Origin of the sequence: Paenibacillus amylolyticus (genome assembly GCF_050990605.1) — a bacterium.
In the GTDB taxonomy this organism is placed as follows: Bacteria; Bacillota; Bacilli; order Paenibacillales; family Paenibacillaceae; genus Paenibacillus; species Paenibacillus amylolyticus_H.
Genome location: NZ_CP158832.1, coordinates 976770 through 993510 on the forward strand (window position 1 = coordinate 976770; position 16741 = coordinate 993510).

Genomic DNA, 16741 nt, shown 5'->3' on the forward strand with positions numbered 1-16741 from the left:
TAAGCTCGGGCTTTTTGGTTTTTTAATTTTCGATAAAACTCCAAACTTTGAATGTTCTTACCGTGTTAATTAAGTAGTGGCTGTATCTCAATAATGTTCTCATGGGAGGAAGGATCAGGTGATTAAACCTACAATGGCTGGTCAGGAAGAGACTCAATTATACGAGGAGTTGCGGCGTGCGATCGATGAATTCGAAGAGGGCGAGCAGCGGAAAATCGTTCTCAATCGGATGATCAAACAGCTCAGGTTCGCCAAGTGGCGCAAAGATCGGATGCGCAAAGTCGATGCATACTGCCAAAAGATCAAGCCCGCGACACTATGGATTATCCTAGCCACAGGCGCACTTGCGCCGGTCTTATTATTTAGCATGTTCATTTGGGTATCGTTGTGGGTGGAATGAAGCTGTAGCGAAGAGGGAAAAGTGTGAAAGAAAGATCGCTGACTGCGGTGGTGTACGGTGAATTACTGTGTCTGCTACTCGTAATCCAATCATGAATCAGGAGGGCTTCGTATTTCACGTATCTGGTTCGAGTGAGGAGCTAGCATTATGAGTGTAGAGGCGGTGACGAGTGTAAAAATGTATATGAAGCGTCGCTGCCTGACAAAGTTATAAAACATTACTTTCACATATTTATGCAAATTGCTGAAATTATTCTGGTAACAACGTCCTATAACTAATAATGTGTAAGATTTAATGCCTGAAATTTATAAAGACTTTGTGCTCATTTCTTATATGTCGTATACACGATTAACAGAAGATGGACTATAATGATTCTACTTCTTTGGAAAAAAGAGGATGAGATTAGGCTATGAAATCCCTATTATTACATATGAAAGAGCCATGTATCTGTACAAGGCCCTAAAGTTTCAAAAGTTAAAATTTCTTATAAACTACTTAAGAGTTTTGATGTCTTCGGGCACTGAGCCTGTTTTGACTTCATAAGTATCATAATCAACCATTGAGAATATTTCTTGGGTCTTATTTCCCTTTACGTACCCTGTCAGTGACACCGTATGAGACAAGTCAGACGGAATGAACTTGTGACCTGTAAACTCAACCTCAATTCCATAGGTTTCTTTAAAATAAGTTATGCTTGCGATTTCGGCTTGTTGTACAATTTCTTTTTGCTCGTTCGACATACAACCGCAAAATACAGTGATACTTATACTAATCAATATTAATAGGGTTAGAGGTGTACGATATTTAATAATAAGCATATCTACTACTCCTTGTTGGAACCTACTTGATTTTTTGGTCAAGTAGCTCTTTCGGTACAACGGCTGTTTGGACTTCAAACGTGTCATAATCAATGAGGATGGTGATTTCGGTTTCTTTATTATTTTTAACATGACCACTCAAACTGATATTGTGACTAAGATCTTTTGGCATAAATTTATGATCAGTGAATTCCACTTCAGTATTATAGTGATCAATAAAGTATTGATGACCCACTTGAGTTGCTTCTTCAATAATTTTGTTTTGATTCGGCATAGAATTACATCCTCCCAATATAAGGGCTAAGATTATAAGTGAAATAGATACAAATTGAATATTTTTAAAAATATTCTTCAACCTCCTATATATGTGAACTTAACACTTTATAAATATACTTTAACTTTTTAGTTCAGTAAACAGAGAGGAGTTTTTATGGATACCTATATAACTGATAAAACATATAAGGAAATTTCAGAACTGGCCTATCTTAATTTGAATGAAGGAGATTACCCTGATACATTGGATTCGGCTAATTGGAAAGTGATTGAGCCAGATGGAGCAAAATTGCATAGAAAGTCTGGGTTCGACGCAGTTGTTTTAAAGAATGATCTTACAGATCAGATTGTCATCGGTTATCGCGGGACTGAACCGGAAGGGAAGTTGACAGATAAAATCGCGGACTGGGAGACGGATGCTTTGGATGTCGTAGGGGGCAGAACGAGAAGGCTTGAAGATTCCATAACCGATCCAGAGCGTCATAATATCTTCAAAAATAGTCCATTCAAACTCATGATGGATAATTCAAGCTGGGAAAACAATCAGTTTCATCAAGCTGAAGAATTGTATGAGGTAGTACAGAAAGCATACCCGGATTCAGATATTTCGCTAACAGGCCATTCTCTTGGCGGTGGTTTGGCTCAATATGTAGCTGCTCGTCATGATGTATCTGGTATGACATACAGTGCTCCAAGTGTAATGAATCTGTTGGATGATATAAGTTTGGCTAAGGTGAATGAAGGTCACTTTGACAACAAAATGGTTAATGTGGTTCATCCGAGTGATTCTGTAGGAGCTGGCGGAGTAAGTGAATATGACAGGCACGTTGGACTTACGGTGTACAAGGGACAGGATTTTGACACCGCTAATGCGATGTATCAGAACTGGAAGTTTCAATTACAGTTAAAGGTCCCTTTTCAACCTCTCGGTGCAGGCTCGCCGATGTTGGTTCATGACGTTGGAGTAGAAGTAGATCTGGATAAGCTGTACATTGGAAATATCGTTAGATTATTGGATTCCTTCTCGAAGGACGAAGGCAAGGGTTACCATTCCATGAAGCACTATGAGTTTGATAAGGATGGCAACTTAATTGGTCCGTTAATCGATCGTAGTACGGGAAAGACACTTGATATTTCTCCAAGATGGACTGCCCACCAGAAAGCAATGGCTGTGTTCTCTAATGTGATGTCTGGTGCAGTAGCTTCGTTTATATCGGGAGTAGGTAATTCTGGTGGTGGTAAGATTCAATTAACACCGGAAGAATTAGCTCAGTCTGCCCGGGAAATGAGACTGAGCTTGAGCGGATTTTCCAACGATGCACAAGCTTCGATTCAGATGTTCCAGACCCATATAGCAACGAGCGAAAGTCAGTCTTTTACCCCGATTGCTTATAATGCAACAGCTACTTTGCAACAAATTAACCGTTGGTACCAGGAGTCCATAAGTGAGATTGCAGATTATATTGAACGAAAGAGAGAGGATTTTGTAATCGCTGATCAGCAATAATAATAATGGAATTTATATAGATAGATTAACAGGAGGAAAGTGGACATGGGCAGAATATCCGTATCCCTGTCAGATTTACGAAGAGCTGTTCAACAATGCGAACAATTGCAGCAACGGCTCGTACAACAGGAACAGAAGATGCGTACAATTGCAGCAACGGCTCGTACAACAGGAACAGAAGATGCGTACAATTCATGGAAGGCTGCAGCAGGATTGGGTAGGAAAATCGGCAGATGAGTTAACGTATAAAATGCAGTCTTTTGTAGAGGGAGCATCTGTGAAACTGACTGAACTTGAAGCTCATAAAGAGGAATTGAAGCGATACATTCGCAAGATGGAGGAAGCAGACAGAGAAGATCAAAGAAACCGCAGCAGGATACAGTAATTATCTATATCTGCTCACAAGTAAATAGTCAGATAGGAAGAAATCTTCCCATCTAACTATTGTTGCTTCGTTCATACAATTGTATCGATTGAAGTCACTTGCGTAAGCAGCTATTACTGATTAGTGTAAATCAGTATTATTCTTGTTCAAAGTTTGAATTTTCTCTTGGATATACTGGTGGTAATCGCGGAAGCTGCTGATGTGATGCAAAGAATCGGAGTTCTCAGACTGAATCTTAATTTTACCATCCTGAGGCAAAGTTTTCATCTCAGCAATGACGGATTTGGAACCTTGGATATCACCGGACATCTCCTGGATTCGCTGTAGTAATGCAGGATGGCCATCGTGCTGAAGCATCTCAGCGAGCGGTCTCATCTCCTCCAACTTCTGGCTCGACCGTTCAAGCGTAGTCATCACTTTGTCTCCATCTATACTTGCACTAAACGAAACCATCCGGTGAATATGATCTTTCTCCATACGCTCAAGCGCCTCGAGATGGGAAGCTTCCAGTCGTTTGGGATCGCTCCAACTCTCCGATCGAACGGTGTCATTCTGCTGCTGGGATGCATTATTCGCAGTGTCGTTACCACATCCCCATAACAAAGTTGAGCAAGTTAACACGGCTCCAACGGCGATGATACTTTTTAACCTCATACTGTCACTCCTTCGATAATTTCCTGAAGGTAGTATGAGCTATAATATCCAAAATCATGCTTCATCTGTTCATTTCTTTCCCATAATTAACAAAGGAAAATAACGAGCTAACTGTATGTATCATTGCAGTTTAGCCGGATCTTATTTTTTTGGATTGCGGCTATCGATGAACCAACCCGGTCCTGTCACACTGATGACTTCCCGTGTTTCATAGTTATATGAAACGGTAATGTGCTCATTTTCGTGACCTGTTACATGACCATACAGGTACAAGCGGGAATGGACTGAAGGGTCGTCAATATCATGACTCGTGATGACAAAGTCTGCGTCGTAATACTCCTTAATGTATTGGATGCTGACGGGTGTAGCTTTTTCAAGAATGTTTTGCTTATCTGATGTGGACAGGCTAGAACATCCTCCTATTGCAAGTGTAAAAACAAGTAAGAATATAGCCATATGTTTTGTTTTCATCAAGCTTTCAATTCTCCTTTTTGATGATAAACTCTAAAGACACTTTAATACTAATTTTTCTGCTAGTACAATTGCAACGTTATGTAATGAGGTGAGAAGCAATATGAATCTTTATACTAATAACATATGGCGCTGGACCATCAATCTTCTGTATCCTGCCATTATCTTTGTCTTCCAGAGTTGGGGACCGATATTGGATTCTTGGGCGGGGCCCATTTTGTTTGTCGCTTTGTTCTGCTTTCTGTGGAGCGATGTAAAGGACATGTTCCTCTCGACTGGGCTGACATGGTTTGTTGCCATCCCGTGTTGGTGGTATTGGATTGAACGTCCGAAACCATCGTTCGGTGCAGAACATTTTGCCGCACATCTATGGTTAATTGTACTTATGTATATTGTCTTTGTGCTCATTCCCCAGACCTTAATTCTGACTACTCGGTTGCGGGTAATGCATTATTATAAGAAGTGAAAGTCAATTTAGAATAGGCGAACGTACAAGGATTAGAGGAAGCAAATATGAGTCTCTTAAAAAGGATCAACAAGCCATACTTCATCTTTCTTATCTGGAACGTACTCATAATCGGTGCTGTACGTGGATTAACCTTTCAGCACGAACCCGGCAGAGGGGTGTCTGGTAACGGTAACCTGGGACTTCTGGTGTTAGCTCCATCTCTTCTGACCTTTCTGATTCTATGTATCTGGACGACAATATTGTCCAAATGGTGGTTATATGATCAACGTCAGCGCTGGGGAGGGAAGGTGCACGCCTGTGTACCCCGGGTTGCTCTCCTGCTGTGTGTGTTGTCAGTCTTTCTGGAGTTAGGTGTAATCAATGACTTAGGAATCCAACTCAACGGATATACGAATGATACGTATTCGGCAGTATACCGTTTTGGCTGGCTGAACCAGTACACGAACACACTATTTTACAACATTCCCATCCTGCTGTTCGGCCTGTCTTTTTCAATATTGATAGGTTGGATTATGGAATGGAGACTTCGCAGTCATAAGTCCGCATGATCCGAACTGCAAACGAAAACGAACGACATCATAAACTTAAAACCCCTTATCCGTCGTACCAGACGGGCAAGGGGTCTTTCGCGTTCTTGCTATACTTTCCTCTTATATTTCCCTGTATACGGGATGGTGAGATGGATTTTCAGATCTTGAATCGAGTCTTCGGTAAGCATCATCTTGCTGCCATTGTTGGATAACTTGCGCCAGAGCTTTGGATTTTTGCGATACAGCTTATCCTGAAGACCGTAAATATCTACACCACGCTCAAGGCCGTGACGATAGGTCTGCATGATCTGCTCCCGCAATTTCACTTCACTAATCTGGATCATCTCTTCATAAGAGGTGGGCACCAGGTATTCGTACAAGGCAGTGAGGTATTGGGCGTCAATGTTAAACTTGACTTCTTCCCCATGAATGACAGGTTTAATTTTAATCTTTGGCAATCCTACACTGAGTGCCCCGTAGATCGTTCCATCCTTCTGGATAAGTAAGGGAGCCCGGCGCATGTCTTTGATTAACCAGTGATAACCGGGAAGCTGACTGCGTGGAAAGTATTCAAAGTCATAGCCAGTCTTCTCGAAAAAGGCCCCTTCCACCAGAAACAAATCATGTTTCTTCTGGTTCTCTGACCACTGGGTATTGTTCAATGCAATACTCGGAAGATATGTCGTGGTAGCTGGATCATTATGCGTTGCAATGAGCTCAAAGCTGAGCACTGGCGGATACAACGATTCTTCCATATAAGTGGGGAGCGGATTGTGAAGAATGCTATCCAAGGGCGACATATTATAGATGGACGTTGCGCTCAGAATTTTCTCCAGAGGTGCTCGAGTTCCATACACCCAGGTCGTATAACGGGATTCTGGGAACCGTCCCAGCATATCGAACACTTCTTTGATATGTTTGCTGGTGAGCACTCCTTCGGCCATGACGATGGCTGTCACATGCCCCCAAGCCATGTGCAATTGAGCTGTGCGGAACAGTTCGTTCAGCGCCAGACTCATCGTTTTCCCTTCAGCATGACCGACCCATACGGGCGGCGTATCTGCAGTTTTGGTTGAACTTTCACTTTTGGCGACACTGGCAAAATCCAGCGTTTGTACATAAAGGTGATACATGCCGTCTTTGTAATCAATCCCAAAGGCTTTGGCGTAGTCTACCTGTTGAATCTCAAAAGCACTCCAGCAGCCGCTTGTCATCACACACATTGATAGGCTTAACAGACCCAGCAAACATCGCTGTAACAAGTGTTTCATCGTCCGTTCCCTTTCTTGCGGGGCTCTTGGGTTTCGAGATAGACGGGTTTGCGTTTACCCAACCCTTTTGGCAATTTGAATAATGAAGCTATGGCTTGTTTGAAATGAAGCGGCGTTAACGGAGCGAGATACGGAATACCAAATGATTTGAGATCGGTCAGGTAGATGAGGAACAGAATTAACGACAGAATGAACCCAAAGATACCGAGGGAAGCTCCCAGGACAAAACAAAGGAAGCGCAGGATCAGCACAGAACTGGTCATAACCTGGTTCACAATGGTTGCACCCGCCACAACAGTAACTGCGATAATGACAATCATGAGTGGAGAGACCATACCGGCTCGGATGGCGGAATCTCCAATAATGAGACCCCCGACGACAGTCAATGTCTGGCCGATGGCACTAGGCAAACGTACCCCCGCCTCACGGAACAGCTCCATGAGAAGCATAATGAGAAACATCTCCACCCCCGATTCCATTGGCAGTCCCATACGGCCTACCGATATCGTGGCAACCAGTGGGAAGGGGATCTGATCCATATGAAAGGATGTCAGCGCAATATAGAATCCCGGTAGGAAAACAGTGATCATCAGACCCAGAAAGCGCAGCATTCGTCCAACGTTTACAGGCAAGAAGGGAAAGCTGGCATCCTCCGGTGATTTGAGCAAAAGAAACAGATTGACTGGCCCAATAATGGCGCTGGGATTACCGTCCACGATAAGAATGAAACGACCGTTCAGAAGGCACTCCGCCGCAAAGTCGGGCCTGCCTGTGTAATGGGTCAGGGGAAACAAGGTGATTTTTGAAGGGGATAATAATTCTTCCAGTTCGTTGGCGGTCATGATACGTTCAGTCTCAATCTTGCGTAATCGATCCTGAACATCTTCAATCAGCTCCGGATTGGCGATATTCTTGATATACATCAATGCCACCTTGGTTGCAGAACGTGAACCGATCAGTTCGATATTACAGGCCAGCTGGGACGTACGCAGTCGGGTGCGTATCAGGGCAACATTCACGGCAAGTGGTTCAATGAATCCATCTCTTGCCCCGCGGATTGAAACTTCGGTGGTCGATTCCTCCGGTGTCCGAGTAGGGAGGTTAGATATATCAATACTCCACATGGTTTGCAGGGAAGGAATACAGATCAACATATGGCCTTCAAAAACACGAAGAGACATCAGTTCAGTTCCAAATGCCGGATCTTGCAGATCCATTCGGGTCCAATCCAGGCTGATGCACTTTTCAATGTCGGATGTACGGATAAAGTGTGTATTTTCATATGTTCGTTTGAGTTCCGGGAGAATAATATCGTAAATCGCTTCACTATCGACCATACCGCTGCAATAGGTCATAAGGAGTTGCATCGGAGGTTCTCCAAACATATGATTATTAATGATGACATCATCAGATCCGGCAAAAAAGGTATTCAGGTTGTGCTCGTTCATTCGGAACGGTTCAACTTCACGATTATTCTTGGGTTGGGTTGAGATCGGCACGTTTGGGAGCCTCCTTGTCCTTTTTGTGGATTAATGCAGCAATGGTTAATATCACGGTAACGATTGAGACATAGGCGAGCATGACCGGGAACTGAACATGGTCTACATAATAATCCACGTAATCAATGCGCCACCATTGCATCGCCATAAAGCTCATAATGATGGTGATGGTGAGGATAGCGATATATCGTTTCTTCGGCCTGCGGAAATTAAGCAGATCCACGATGAGATACATGGATATGGCAATCCTTGCGAAGGAACCACTAAGCCATTGATAGATGGACAGAAAATCAACGTGCTGCAACAGTTTGCCTATATTCACAAGTTTCCATTGCTCATAGGGGCTGTTCCGTTGTTTCGCTGCTTCTTCAGGGCCAAATTCCACGATGGCTCCGATCGTTGGCCCTATCGCCATACTGAGCATAAACACGCCTAGGAGCAGAACATACCACCACCGAATTTTGCCTTTGACTTCATGTTGGAACAACATCAGAATCCAGATTTCCATAAGCCCGGCTAAGGAGTAGATCATGCCCCGCCACACGGGACCCATGCCGTTCTCCATAATCGGGAACAATAGACTGTAGTCTTTGTATTTCATATTGGCGGACATTACAAAATAACCAAGCAATATTACAAAGGGCAGCAGCAGACTGGAAGTCATCGCAATGGAGCGTATGCCTTTAGCCGCTGCCCACGCTGCAACCAGTGCACCGCCACCAGCCAGAACGTAAGGTGGCGTGAATTGAAGATATGTGGACACGGTCCAGTTCGTTGTCTCATACAGCGTATGCGTGCCAAGCGTGAACAGCAGAATGGAAGCGGAAATTCGGAAGATCCAGGAAGGAACCGCACCGAATTCTCTCGTGATCCAATCTGTTAATCGCTGTCCACGTACCCGTCGAATGATGATGTACATCATACACAGAAACAGCATGAACAAGGGAGCGGCTGCCACGACAGACAACCATCCATCTCTGCCGCCAGCTTCGAGAATTGCTGGAATGGACAAGACATGACAGACCAGTCCGGCACTTAATAAAATGATGGAAAAGGACAACCAAATGGTAATTTGACCTTTTTCACGACTCATGCGAATCCTCCTTTCCAATGAAGGAAGTTTCCGTTAGGTTGTACAGCATACAGGAAGTTGATTCCTTTTTCAGATTTTTTCACAGAAAGCTGCAACCGATATGGACGGACTAAGCAGAAAGCTTTAACATACAGATATAGCAATGTCGAAGACAAGCACTGAGCGAAGCATAGAGAAATAGGGAGGAAACCTACGATGACAAATACAACGAAGGCACCTGGAGAGACGAAAGTTGGCTTTATTGGTACAGGCGTGATGGGTAAAAGCATGGCTGGGCACATTCAGCAAGCGGGATATCCGCTGCATGTGTACACGCGAACTGCTGCCAAGGCAGAAGCGTTGGTGAAGGAAGGTGCCGTATGGCATGATACGCCAGGCAAGCTGGCTGCCGCGTGTGATGTCATCATCACAATGGTGGGATATCCAAAAGATGTGGAGGAGATTTATCTCGGTGAAGATGGGCTCGTAGCCAATGCCAAACCGGGTTCATATCTGATTGATATGACAACATCCAGTCCGTTACTGGCTGCACGAATCTCTGAAGCTGCTGAAACCAAAGGACTGCATGCACTGGACGCACCTGTATCGGGCGGTGATATCGGAGCGCAGAACGCGAAGCTGTCCATTATGGTTGGTGGCAGTTCGGAGGCCTTTGAAGCGGTGCGTCCGCTGTTTGAGCAGATGGGAAGCAACATTGTGCTGCAAGGCAAGTCGGGAGCGGGTCAGCATACCAAAATGTGCAACCAGATTGCCATTGCCTCTGGCATGATGGGCGTATGCGAAGCACTCGCCTATGCCAAGACGTCTGGTCTGGACGCGGAGACCGTGCTGAAGAGCATTGCTACCGGTGCAGCCGGAAGCTGGTCGCTCAGCAATCTCGGTCCGCGCATGATCGCAGGCGATTATGAGCCTGGATTCTATGTGAAACATTTTATCAAAGACATGGGCATTGCACTGGAGTCTGCAAAAGCGATGGGCATGAAAACGCCTGGGCTGGCTCTGGCCGAATCTCTGTATCAGGAAATAGCGAATAATGGTCTGGAAGAGAAGGGTACTCAGGTGCTCTACACCTATTACCTTCAGGCTTAACAACCAAGAGAACAGCAGCGCATTCTTTTTCGATTCAGGAAAGGTTGCGCTGTTTTTTTTGATTTTGCGGCTAATTTATGCGTCTAAAGTCATGGAATTGGTTAAATGTTTATATGTACTTTGCGTATTGGAGAGATTTTGATCGTTTTCCCTTTATTTTTACCCCGCTTTATCCGACATAAGTAATAGAAGTTTACATAATGAATATGTCAAAGGATGTTATTCCTCCTGTAATGGTCACCCGTAACCCACACTATAATAGAACGGAGCTTGCCCATGTTCAAGAAAATCCTGTCTCTGTTCAAGACACAACCAGAGCTTGCGAACCAGATTACAGCCTCCGCTTCAGCGTTACCATCGACGACAACCATTCCCCCGCGTATGGTCCGCAGTAAGCGCAAGAAAAAAGCAGAAGGGGATTGGACACGCCAGCCGGAGGAGCCCAGTACAGCAGATCAGCTGATCGGTCTTCCAAGTCAATATAAAGTGCTGAACGACCTGCTCGTTACCAATCCAAAGTCGCGCTCCGGTTACTCGCAGATTGATCATGTCGTGATCGGCCCTCGGGCAATCTTTGTGATCGAAACCCGAAATCTGACGACAGGTGAGATTCGCGGCGGAAGAAGAGAGGCCAATTGGTCGGTCAGCAGCAGCCGGGTCAAAATGTACAATCCACTCATGCAGCATCGTGCACATGTGGAAGCCATCCATGCACACCTCGGAGACTACAAAAGAGTACGTCTCGTCTCCATGGTGACCTTCACCAACCGTTGCCGCATCAGTGTTGATCCTGCTGTGAGGTATGTGAATTCGGATGAACTGATCATCTACGATCATGAATTGGTGGAAACGATTCAGCGCAAGACGGAACGACTTGAGACGGAGGTTCCCGAAACCGTATTTCAAGAGAAGGATATCCAGGCGATTTACGCTCTATTATCATCGGTTAATTCCACGGATCCTCAGATTCGGTCAGAGCATATGGAGAAGGCTAAAGGTATCAAGTAATTACGCTTCACGAACACTGTTGTCCATACCGGCGGCAGTGTTTTTGTGTTGGTTTGAGAGTTAATGTGCGAGTAGTAAAAGGCTTTAGACACAGGTATATCGTCGTATACAACCGATTTTTAACTTATGATAGAATGTAGACCATGTCTAATTGTGTGAATCAAGCATGTTATATGAAAGGATATTTTTGTAAAGTTGCTGTTCAAATCTTGGAGCAGAGGTTAATGGTTCTCAGGAATATACATACGATAAGGGGAAGATTATACGATGAAGATGAAGTGGAATGATACGATAAAGACGTTCACAGTTATGCTTGGTTTGGTAGCGATTCTGACAGCTTGTGGTGGCGGAGTGAAAGAGACGTCATCAGCGGAGTCTGCTTCCGGTACAGAAGTTGCTTCATCCGAAACAAGCAGCTCGAATGCTGCTGTAACAGAAACCGCAGCAACTGGCTCGACTGCTGGTGAGGAGACAGGTTCAGACGCCAAAGAATCTTCTTCGACTGATGACGGAAAGATTGGAAAGGACTCCACGCTGGAAGAGTTGAAACAGCAGTATGCCGATAAGCTCGGTTATATCCGTATCCCGCTTAATGATCATCCGGTGCGTCGGGTCAGTGAGGCTGGTTCCAAAAACATTAATGTTGCCAATTATAGCGACGCTGTTGTGGACATGAACGCAGAGATGCCGATTCATTCCGATTCACAGCGGTTGATTGATGATGCCTTTCCTTATTTTACAACCGTACAAGCACCTGATGAATCCTATGTTACCTGGGAAGAAGCAACCAATCTGGAACGTGCCATGGTGAAAACGCTGTTCATCGCCCGTGAAGGTCTGTTGATTACGGAAGATGTGATGAAAAATAAGGATTATAGCAGTACTGCGTTCCAGGATTCGATGGATTTCTTCAGGGTCACAGCAAAATTTGAATCCATGGCACCTGTTGCACAGCATCCGCGTGACATTACGTTGAGTACGTTATACGACAAAGCCCGCACGTCATGGGGCAAGCTTGCTGCGTTGGACCCGGAGCAGGATGAAGCGGCGTTTGCCGAGATGTACAAGACTACGAGGACTGATGCCAATAATGCCATGGGGTTGCTTAATGTTCTCTTGTCTACCAATGAGGAAGAACGTATGCAGGAGATTTACGGAAAGCAATAGTTGTATGGAATAGAATATGAGTTGAATGAATTATAGAAATATACTGAGGTATTATATGGAACCCTGACTGCCGGGAAATCGGTGGTCGGGGTTCTATGTGTTGTATGCATTTTTTTGAAATCTGCTTGAAACTATATCCAGAATGGTGCGTATCATAAGGTATTAATTGTTTTTTAATGTAGAATATTGCCGTATTTCAGAGTATAGTTAAGGAATAATTTAACTTATATTCAACATGATGTAGACATGAAATTTACTGAAAAATCTTGAAAAGAATGTACGGAACACCAGGTTGAAACTATTGGAGGTTGAGTATGAGTTCATTTAAAAGCTGGTTAAATTCTACAAAACAAGGACTTGAAGAGCAAGTCAAAAAGTTTAAAAATAAAGATTTTATGGATGCCGTGGTTGCAGGGTGTGCACTGGTTGCTTTTGCAGATGGTTCCATTGACGAAGCGGAAAAGAACAAGATGGCCGGTTATATCAACCTAAGTCAGGAATTGAAAGTATTCGATATGGCTGAAGTGATTACACGCTTTAATCATTATGTCGCGAACTTTGAGTTCTCTCCAGAGATCGGGAAGCAGGAAGCGCTGAAAGCCATTGGGAAATTCAAAGCCAAGCCGGATGTAGGGCGCGTTATTGTTGGTGTATGCAGTGCAATTGGTTCAGCTGACGGCAACTTTGATGATCAGGAGAAAAGAGTCGTTGCCGAGATATGCATTGTACTTGGACTGAACCCTGGTGAATTTAATCTTTAAGTAGCTATTTTACATATGAAGGGAGGTGAAAATCAGTGGCAAGCATTAATTTGGTCAAAGGACAGAAAATTGATTTAACCAAAGGCAATGCAGGACTTACTGAGGTGATTGCTGGTCTCGGTTGGGACCCGGTAACTGCCAAAGGTTTCTTTGGAAGAAAAAAACAAGCGGATATCGATTGTGATGCATCGGCGATCATGTTGAATGAGGAAGGCAAGTTGGTCAAGGACTCCAACCTGGTTTGCTTCCACAACAAGCAGAGTGCATGTCGTTCGGTTATCCATTCAGGTGACAATCTAACAGGACAGGGAGACGGTGACGACGAACAGATCAAAATGGATCTGTCCCGTATTCCTGCTGATGTTCATAAAGTATTAATCGTTGTTAATATCTATGACTGTGTCAATCGCAAGCAAGATTTTGGCATGATTGAGAGAGCTTATATTCGTATTCTGGATGGTAAAAATTCCAGTGAGCTGGTGAAGTTCAATCTATCCGATAACTACACAGGTTCAACAGCGTTGATCTGTGGTGAATTGTATCGTCATGGAGGCGAATGGAAATTCTCGGCAATCGGGGAGGGTTCCCATGCGGTACATATTAACGAACTCGCTCGCAGGTACTCCTAAGTACAAAATTTAACCTAAATCGACAATAATCCTGATATTCATATGTCACGATAACTACAATACATTTAAATAAGCGAGGATGATCATACGATGGCAATTAATCTCTCCAAAGGTCAAAAAATCGATCTGACTAAAACGAACCCAGGTTTGACTAAAATCACAGTAGGCTTAGGCTGGGATACCAACAAGTATGATGGCGGAAAAGACTTTGACCTGGATGTATCGGTATTCTGTGCCAATGCAAACGGTAAAGTAGTAGGCGAGAAAAACTTCATCTTCTTCAATAATCCTCAAAATGAAAATGGTTCTGTTGTTCACACAGGGGACAATCGTACAGGTGATGGCGACGGTGATGATGAACAGGTCAACATCGACCTGCCTAACGTACCCGCTGATGTAGAGAAAATTGCATTCTCCATTACGATCTACGAAGCTACGGAACGTAGCCAGAACTTCGGACAAGTCTCCCGTGCTTATGTGCGAATTGTTAACGAAGCAAACAACGAAGAACTGATTCGTTTCGATCTGGGAGAAGATTTCTCCATTGAAACGGGTGTAGTTGTTGGTGAATTGTATCGTCATAGCGGTGAGTGGAAGTTCAGTGCCATCGGTAGTGGTTACCAGGATGGACTGGTTGGATTGACTCGCGACTACGGTTTGCAATAGGACGTACAGAACGACTTACAGGATGGGAAGAACCGTCTCCTGGACGGTTCTCCTTTTCATTTAATCAGATATCTTGGAAAGGTGGAAAAACAAATGACGATCAGTCTTGCCAAAGGACAACGTATTGACTTGACTAAGACAAATCCGGGCCTTACCCGTGTGGTAGTTGGTTTAGGTTGGGACACAAACAAATATAGTGGTGGAGTCGATTTTGACCTGGACGCTTCGGCTTTTTTGTTGTACGAAGATGGAAAAGCCAAAGGCACGGATGACTTTGTTTTTTACAACAATCCAAGCGGCGGTGCGGGTTCAGTGACACATACCGGTGACAATCGTACAGGTGAGGGTGACGGCGATGATGAGCAAGTTGTCGTTGACTTCAGTAAAATCCCTGCGCACATCCACCGAATCGGTATTACGGTAACCATCTATGATGGAGATGGACGAGGGCAGAATTTTGGACAAGTCTCCAACGCTTTTGTTCGTGTTGTGGATGCTACGAGTGATCGGGAAGTGCTCCGGTTTGACCTGGGAGAAGACTACTCCACGGAAACAGCTGTGGTGTTCTGTGAGTTTTACCGTGCAGGTGCGGACTGGAAATTCCAAGCGGTAGGCAGCGGCTTCACAGGTGGACTATCTGCTCTATGCAAAAATTACGGACTGGATGCACAATAACTTGGCATAAGAAAGGTGAGTCTGCTATGGCGATTTCTGTCGTGAAAGGCCAGAAGAGTGATCTGACCAAAACCAATCCGGATTTGTCCCGCCTAACGGTAGGCATTGGTTGGGAGGCAGCCTCGGGTGTAGAGCTGGACACATCAGCATTCCTTCTGGGTTCAGACAATAAAGTGGCTGGAGATGAGGATTTTATCTTTTATAATCAGCCCTCTACCTCGTTCATCACGTATATGGATGGTGGACAGGTTGGTGGCGAGAAGAAACAGTTCGCCATTGATCTAGGCAAAATCCCTGCCCGAATTGAGAAAATCGCCTTCAGCCTGACGATTCATGACGGTGAAGCGCGGCGGCATCATTTTGGACAGGTTCAGCATGGTTTTCTACGGTTTGCCAATGCAGCTACAGGTCAGGAAGTGATGAGATATGATCTGGGAAGCGGTTTTACAGTGGAGACCGCGATTGTCATCGGTGAATTGTATCACCATAACGGAGAATGGAAGTTCAATGCAATAGGGTCGGGTTTTGCAGGTGGTTTGAATGCACTTTGCGCTAACTTTGGTGTGGATGTGGATGGTGGATCAGACCCTGCACCCACGACTTCAACCGTTCCTCCGACAGCTGTACCGACTCCACCACCCCCGGCACCGGAACCGACGCCTTCTCCTGTGAATTCGATCAATTTCAGCAAAATTGAATTGAAGAAGAAGGGGGACACCATTAACCTCAAGAAAAATGCGGGGGGACTTGGTGAAATCCTGATTAACCTGAACTGGAATCAACAGGGTAGCAAAGGGTTATTTGGTCGTAACAAGAGTATTGATCTGGACCTGGGCTGCCTGTTCGAGATGAAGGATGGTACACGGGATGTAATTCAGGCATTGGGACGGACGTTTGGTTCACTGAATCGTTTTCCTTATATCGCCCTGGATGGGGATGACCGGACGGGATCGATTAAGACGGGAGAGAATCTACGGATTAATGGAGCACGCATTTCGGAAATTGAGCGCATCCTGGTATTTACCTACATTTATGGCGGCGTGGCCAACTGGTCTCAAGTAGACGGTGTGGTAACCATCCAGCAGAAGGACGGCCCCGATATCATTGTTCGAATGAATGAATACGGGAGTCCGCTTGGCATGTGTGGCATCGCGATGTTACGTAATGTTAACAATGAGACATTCAGTATTGAACGAATTGTGCAGTTCTATAATGGGCATCAGGCGTTGGACGATGCTCATGATTGGGGAATGCAGTGGGTTGCCGGAAGAAAGTAATCATTTCTATCTATTCATCAATCCCTCCATATTAGGAGGGATTGGTTTTTATGCCCCGACAGCTGGAATCAACTATTGCAGATTGGCTATTGCCAAAGG

Annotated in this window: 21 protein-coding genes; 14 read left to right on the forward strand and 7 right to left on the reverse strand. The window is 44.6% G+C overall.

Annotation, left to right across the window (positions count from 1 at the left end; translation table 11 throughout):
- Positions 1-118 precede the first annotated feature (118 nt).
- Entirely contained in the window at positions 119-400 is a 282-nt protein-coding gene (locus tag ABTV53_RS04410; RefSeq protein WP_433751077.1) for a hypothetical protein, read from the forward strand.
- Positions 401-891: 491 nt separating this feature from the next.
- Here the strand turns inward: ABTV53_RS04410 and ABTV53_RS04415 are convergent, their stop codons facing one another.
- Both ABTV53_RS04415 and ABTV53_RS04420 read right to left on the reverse strand, forming a co-directional pair.
- Entirely contained in the window at positions 892-1218 is a 327-nt protein-coding gene (locus tag ABTV53_RS04415; RefSeq protein WP_433751080.1) for a hypothetical protein, read from the reverse strand.
- 22 nt (positions 1219-1240) lie between these two features.
- Positions 1241-1492: a hypothetical protein gene (locus ABTV53_RS04420; RefSeq protein ID WP_339303820.1), complete on the reverse strand. Its 252-nt coding sequence runs from the start codon at positions 1490-1492 to the stop codon at positions 1241-1243.
- Positions 1493-1648: 156 nt separating this feature from the next.
- On the opposite strand from ABTV53_RS04420, the gene ABTV53_RS04425 reads away from it, so the two are divergent.
- Genes ABTV53_RS04425 through ABTV53_RS04435 form a run of 3 tightly spaced genes read left to right on the forward strand, consistent with a single transcriptional unit; the run spans position 1649 to position 3383 of the window.
- Positions 1649-2998, forward strand: coding sequence for a lipase family protein (locus ABTV53_RS04425; protein WP_433751083.1), 1350 nt, complete (start codon positions 1649-1651; stop codon positions 2996-2998).
- Positions 2999-3043: 45 nt separating this feature from the next.
- A complete protein-coding gene (locus ABTV53_RS04430; RefSeq protein WP_433751086.1) occupies positions 3044-3235 on the forward strand; it encodes a hypothetical protein in 192 nt (63 codons plus the stop codon).
- The gene (locus ABTV53_RS04435) at positions 3180-3383 is read left to right on the forward strand and encodes a hypothetical protein (RefSeq protein ID WP_433751092.1); all 204 of its coding nucleotides are present in this window, start codon (positions 3180-3182) and stop codon (positions 3381-3383) included. The genes ABTV53_RS04430 and ABTV53_RS04435 overlap by 56 nt, the downstream gene beginning before the upstream one ends.
- Positions 3384-3503: 120 nt before the next feature.
- Here the strand turns inward: ABTV53_RS04435 and ABTV53_RS04440 are convergent, their stop codons facing one another.
- Entirely contained in the window at positions 3504-4037 is a 534-nt protein-coding gene (locus ABTV53_RS04440) for a hypothetical protein (protein WP_433751095.1), read from the reverse strand.
- Positions 4038-4178: 141 nt separating this feature from the next.
- Positions 4179-4511, reverse strand: a complete 333-nt coding sequence (locus tag ABTV53_RS04445; protein ID WP_433751097.1) for a hypothetical protein — start codon at positions 4509-4511, stop codon at positions 4179-4181.
- A gap of 100 nt (positions 4512-4611) precedes the next feature.
- Here ABTV53_RS04445 and ABTV53_RS04450 point away from each other — a divergent pair, with 100 nt between their 5' ends.
- Together ABTV53_RS04450 and ABTV53_RS04455 are read left to right on the forward strand one after the other, a co-directional pair.
- The gene (locus ABTV53_RS04450) at positions 4612-4974 is read left to right on the forward strand and encodes a hypothetical protein (protein ID WP_433751100.1); all 363 of its coding nucleotides are present in this window, start codon (positions 4612-4614) and stop codon (positions 4972-4974) included.
- A gap of 47 nt (positions 4975-5021) precedes the next feature.
- Positions 5022-5525: a hypothetical protein gene (locus ABTV53_RS04455; protein WP_433751103.1), complete on the forward strand. Its 504-nt coding sequence runs from the start codon at positions 5022-5024 to the stop codon at positions 5523-5525.
- Positions 5526-5614: 89 nt separating this feature from the next.
- Here ABTV53_RS04455 and ABTV53_RS04460 read toward each other — a convergent pair whose 3' ends face one another.
- Genes ABTV53_RS04460 through ABTV53_RS04470 form a run of 3 tightly spaced genes read right to left on the reverse strand, consistent with a single transcriptional unit; the run spans position 5615 to position 9370 of the window.
- On the reverse strand, positions 5615-6778 hold the full coding sequence (locus ABTV53_RS04460) for a Ger(x)C family spore germination protein (protein WP_433751106.1): 1164 nt from the start codon (positions 6776-6778) through the stop codon (positions 5615-5617).
- On the reverse strand, positions 6775-8277 hold the full coding sequence (locus tag ABTV53_RS04465; protein WP_433751108.1) for a spore germination protein: 1503 nt from the start codon (positions 8275-8277) through the stop codon (positions 6775-6777). Before ABTV53_RS04465 ends, ABTV53_RS04460 begins: the two co-directional genes overlap by 4 nt.
- Complete coding sequence (locus ABTV53_RS04470) at positions 8249-9370, reverse strand: GerAB/ArcD/ProY family transporter (RefSeq protein WP_433751111.1); 1122 nt, start codon at positions 9368-9370, stop codon at positions 8249-8251. The genes ABTV53_RS04465 and ABTV53_RS04470 overlap by 29 nt, the downstream gene beginning before the upstream one ends.
- A gap of 195 nt (positions 9371-9565) precedes the next feature.
- Here ABTV53_RS04470 and ABTV53_RS04475 point away from each other — a divergent pair, with 195 nt between their 5' ends.
- The 8 genes from ABTV53_RS04475 to ABTV53_RS04510 all read left to right on the forward strand — a co-directional run bounded on the left by ABTV53_RS04475 (position 9566) and on the right by ABTV53_RS04510 (position 16642).
- Entirely contained in the window at positions 9566-10459 is an 894-nt protein-coding gene (locus tag ABTV53_RS04475; protein ID WP_433751113.1) for an NAD(P)-dependent oxidoreductase, read from the forward strand.
- Positions 10460-10735: 276 nt separating this feature from the next.
- Positions 10736-11467 (forward strand): nuclease-related domain-containing protein, encoded by a 732-nt coding sequence (locus ABTV53_RS04480; RefSeq protein ID WP_017690394.1) that lies wholly within the window; start codon positions 10736-10738, stop codon positions 11465-11467.
- 267 nt (positions 11468-11734) lie between these two features.
- Positions 11735-12634 (forward strand): hypothetical protein, encoded by a 900-nt coding sequence (locus ABTV53_RS04485; protein ID WP_433751117.1) that lies wholly within the window; start codon positions 11735-11737, stop codon positions 12632-12634.
- A gap of 314 nt (positions 12635-12948) precedes the next feature.
- A complete protein-coding gene (locus ABTV53_RS04490; protein WP_076253393.1) occupies positions 12949-13395 on the forward strand; it encodes a tellurite resistance TerB family protein in 447 nt (148 codons plus the stop codon).
- Between the two features lie 35 nt (positions 13396-13430).
- Positions 13431-14024, forward strand: a complete 594-nt coding sequence (locus ABTV53_RS04495) for a TerD family protein (protein ID WP_315938033.1) — start codon at positions 13431-13433, stop codon at positions 14022-14024.
- A gap of 90 nt (positions 14025-14114) precedes the next feature.
- Positions 14115-14690: a TerD family protein gene (locus tag ABTV53_RS04500; protein ID WP_433751120.1), complete on the forward strand. Its 576-nt coding sequence runs from the start codon at positions 14115-14117 to the stop codon at positions 14688-14690.
- 93 nt (positions 14691-14783) lie between these two features.
- Complete coding sequence (locus ABTV53_RS04505; RefSeq protein WP_433751122.1) at positions 14784-15365, forward strand: TerD family protein; 582 nt, start codon at positions 14784-14786, stop codon at positions 15363-15365.
- A gap of 26 nt (positions 15366-15391) precedes the next feature.
- Complete coding sequence (locus ABTV53_RS04510) at positions 15392-16642, forward strand: TerD family protein (RefSeq protein WP_433751124.1); 1251 nt, start codon at positions 15392-15394, stop codon at positions 16640-16642.
- Positions 16643-16741 lie beyond the last annotated feature (99 nt).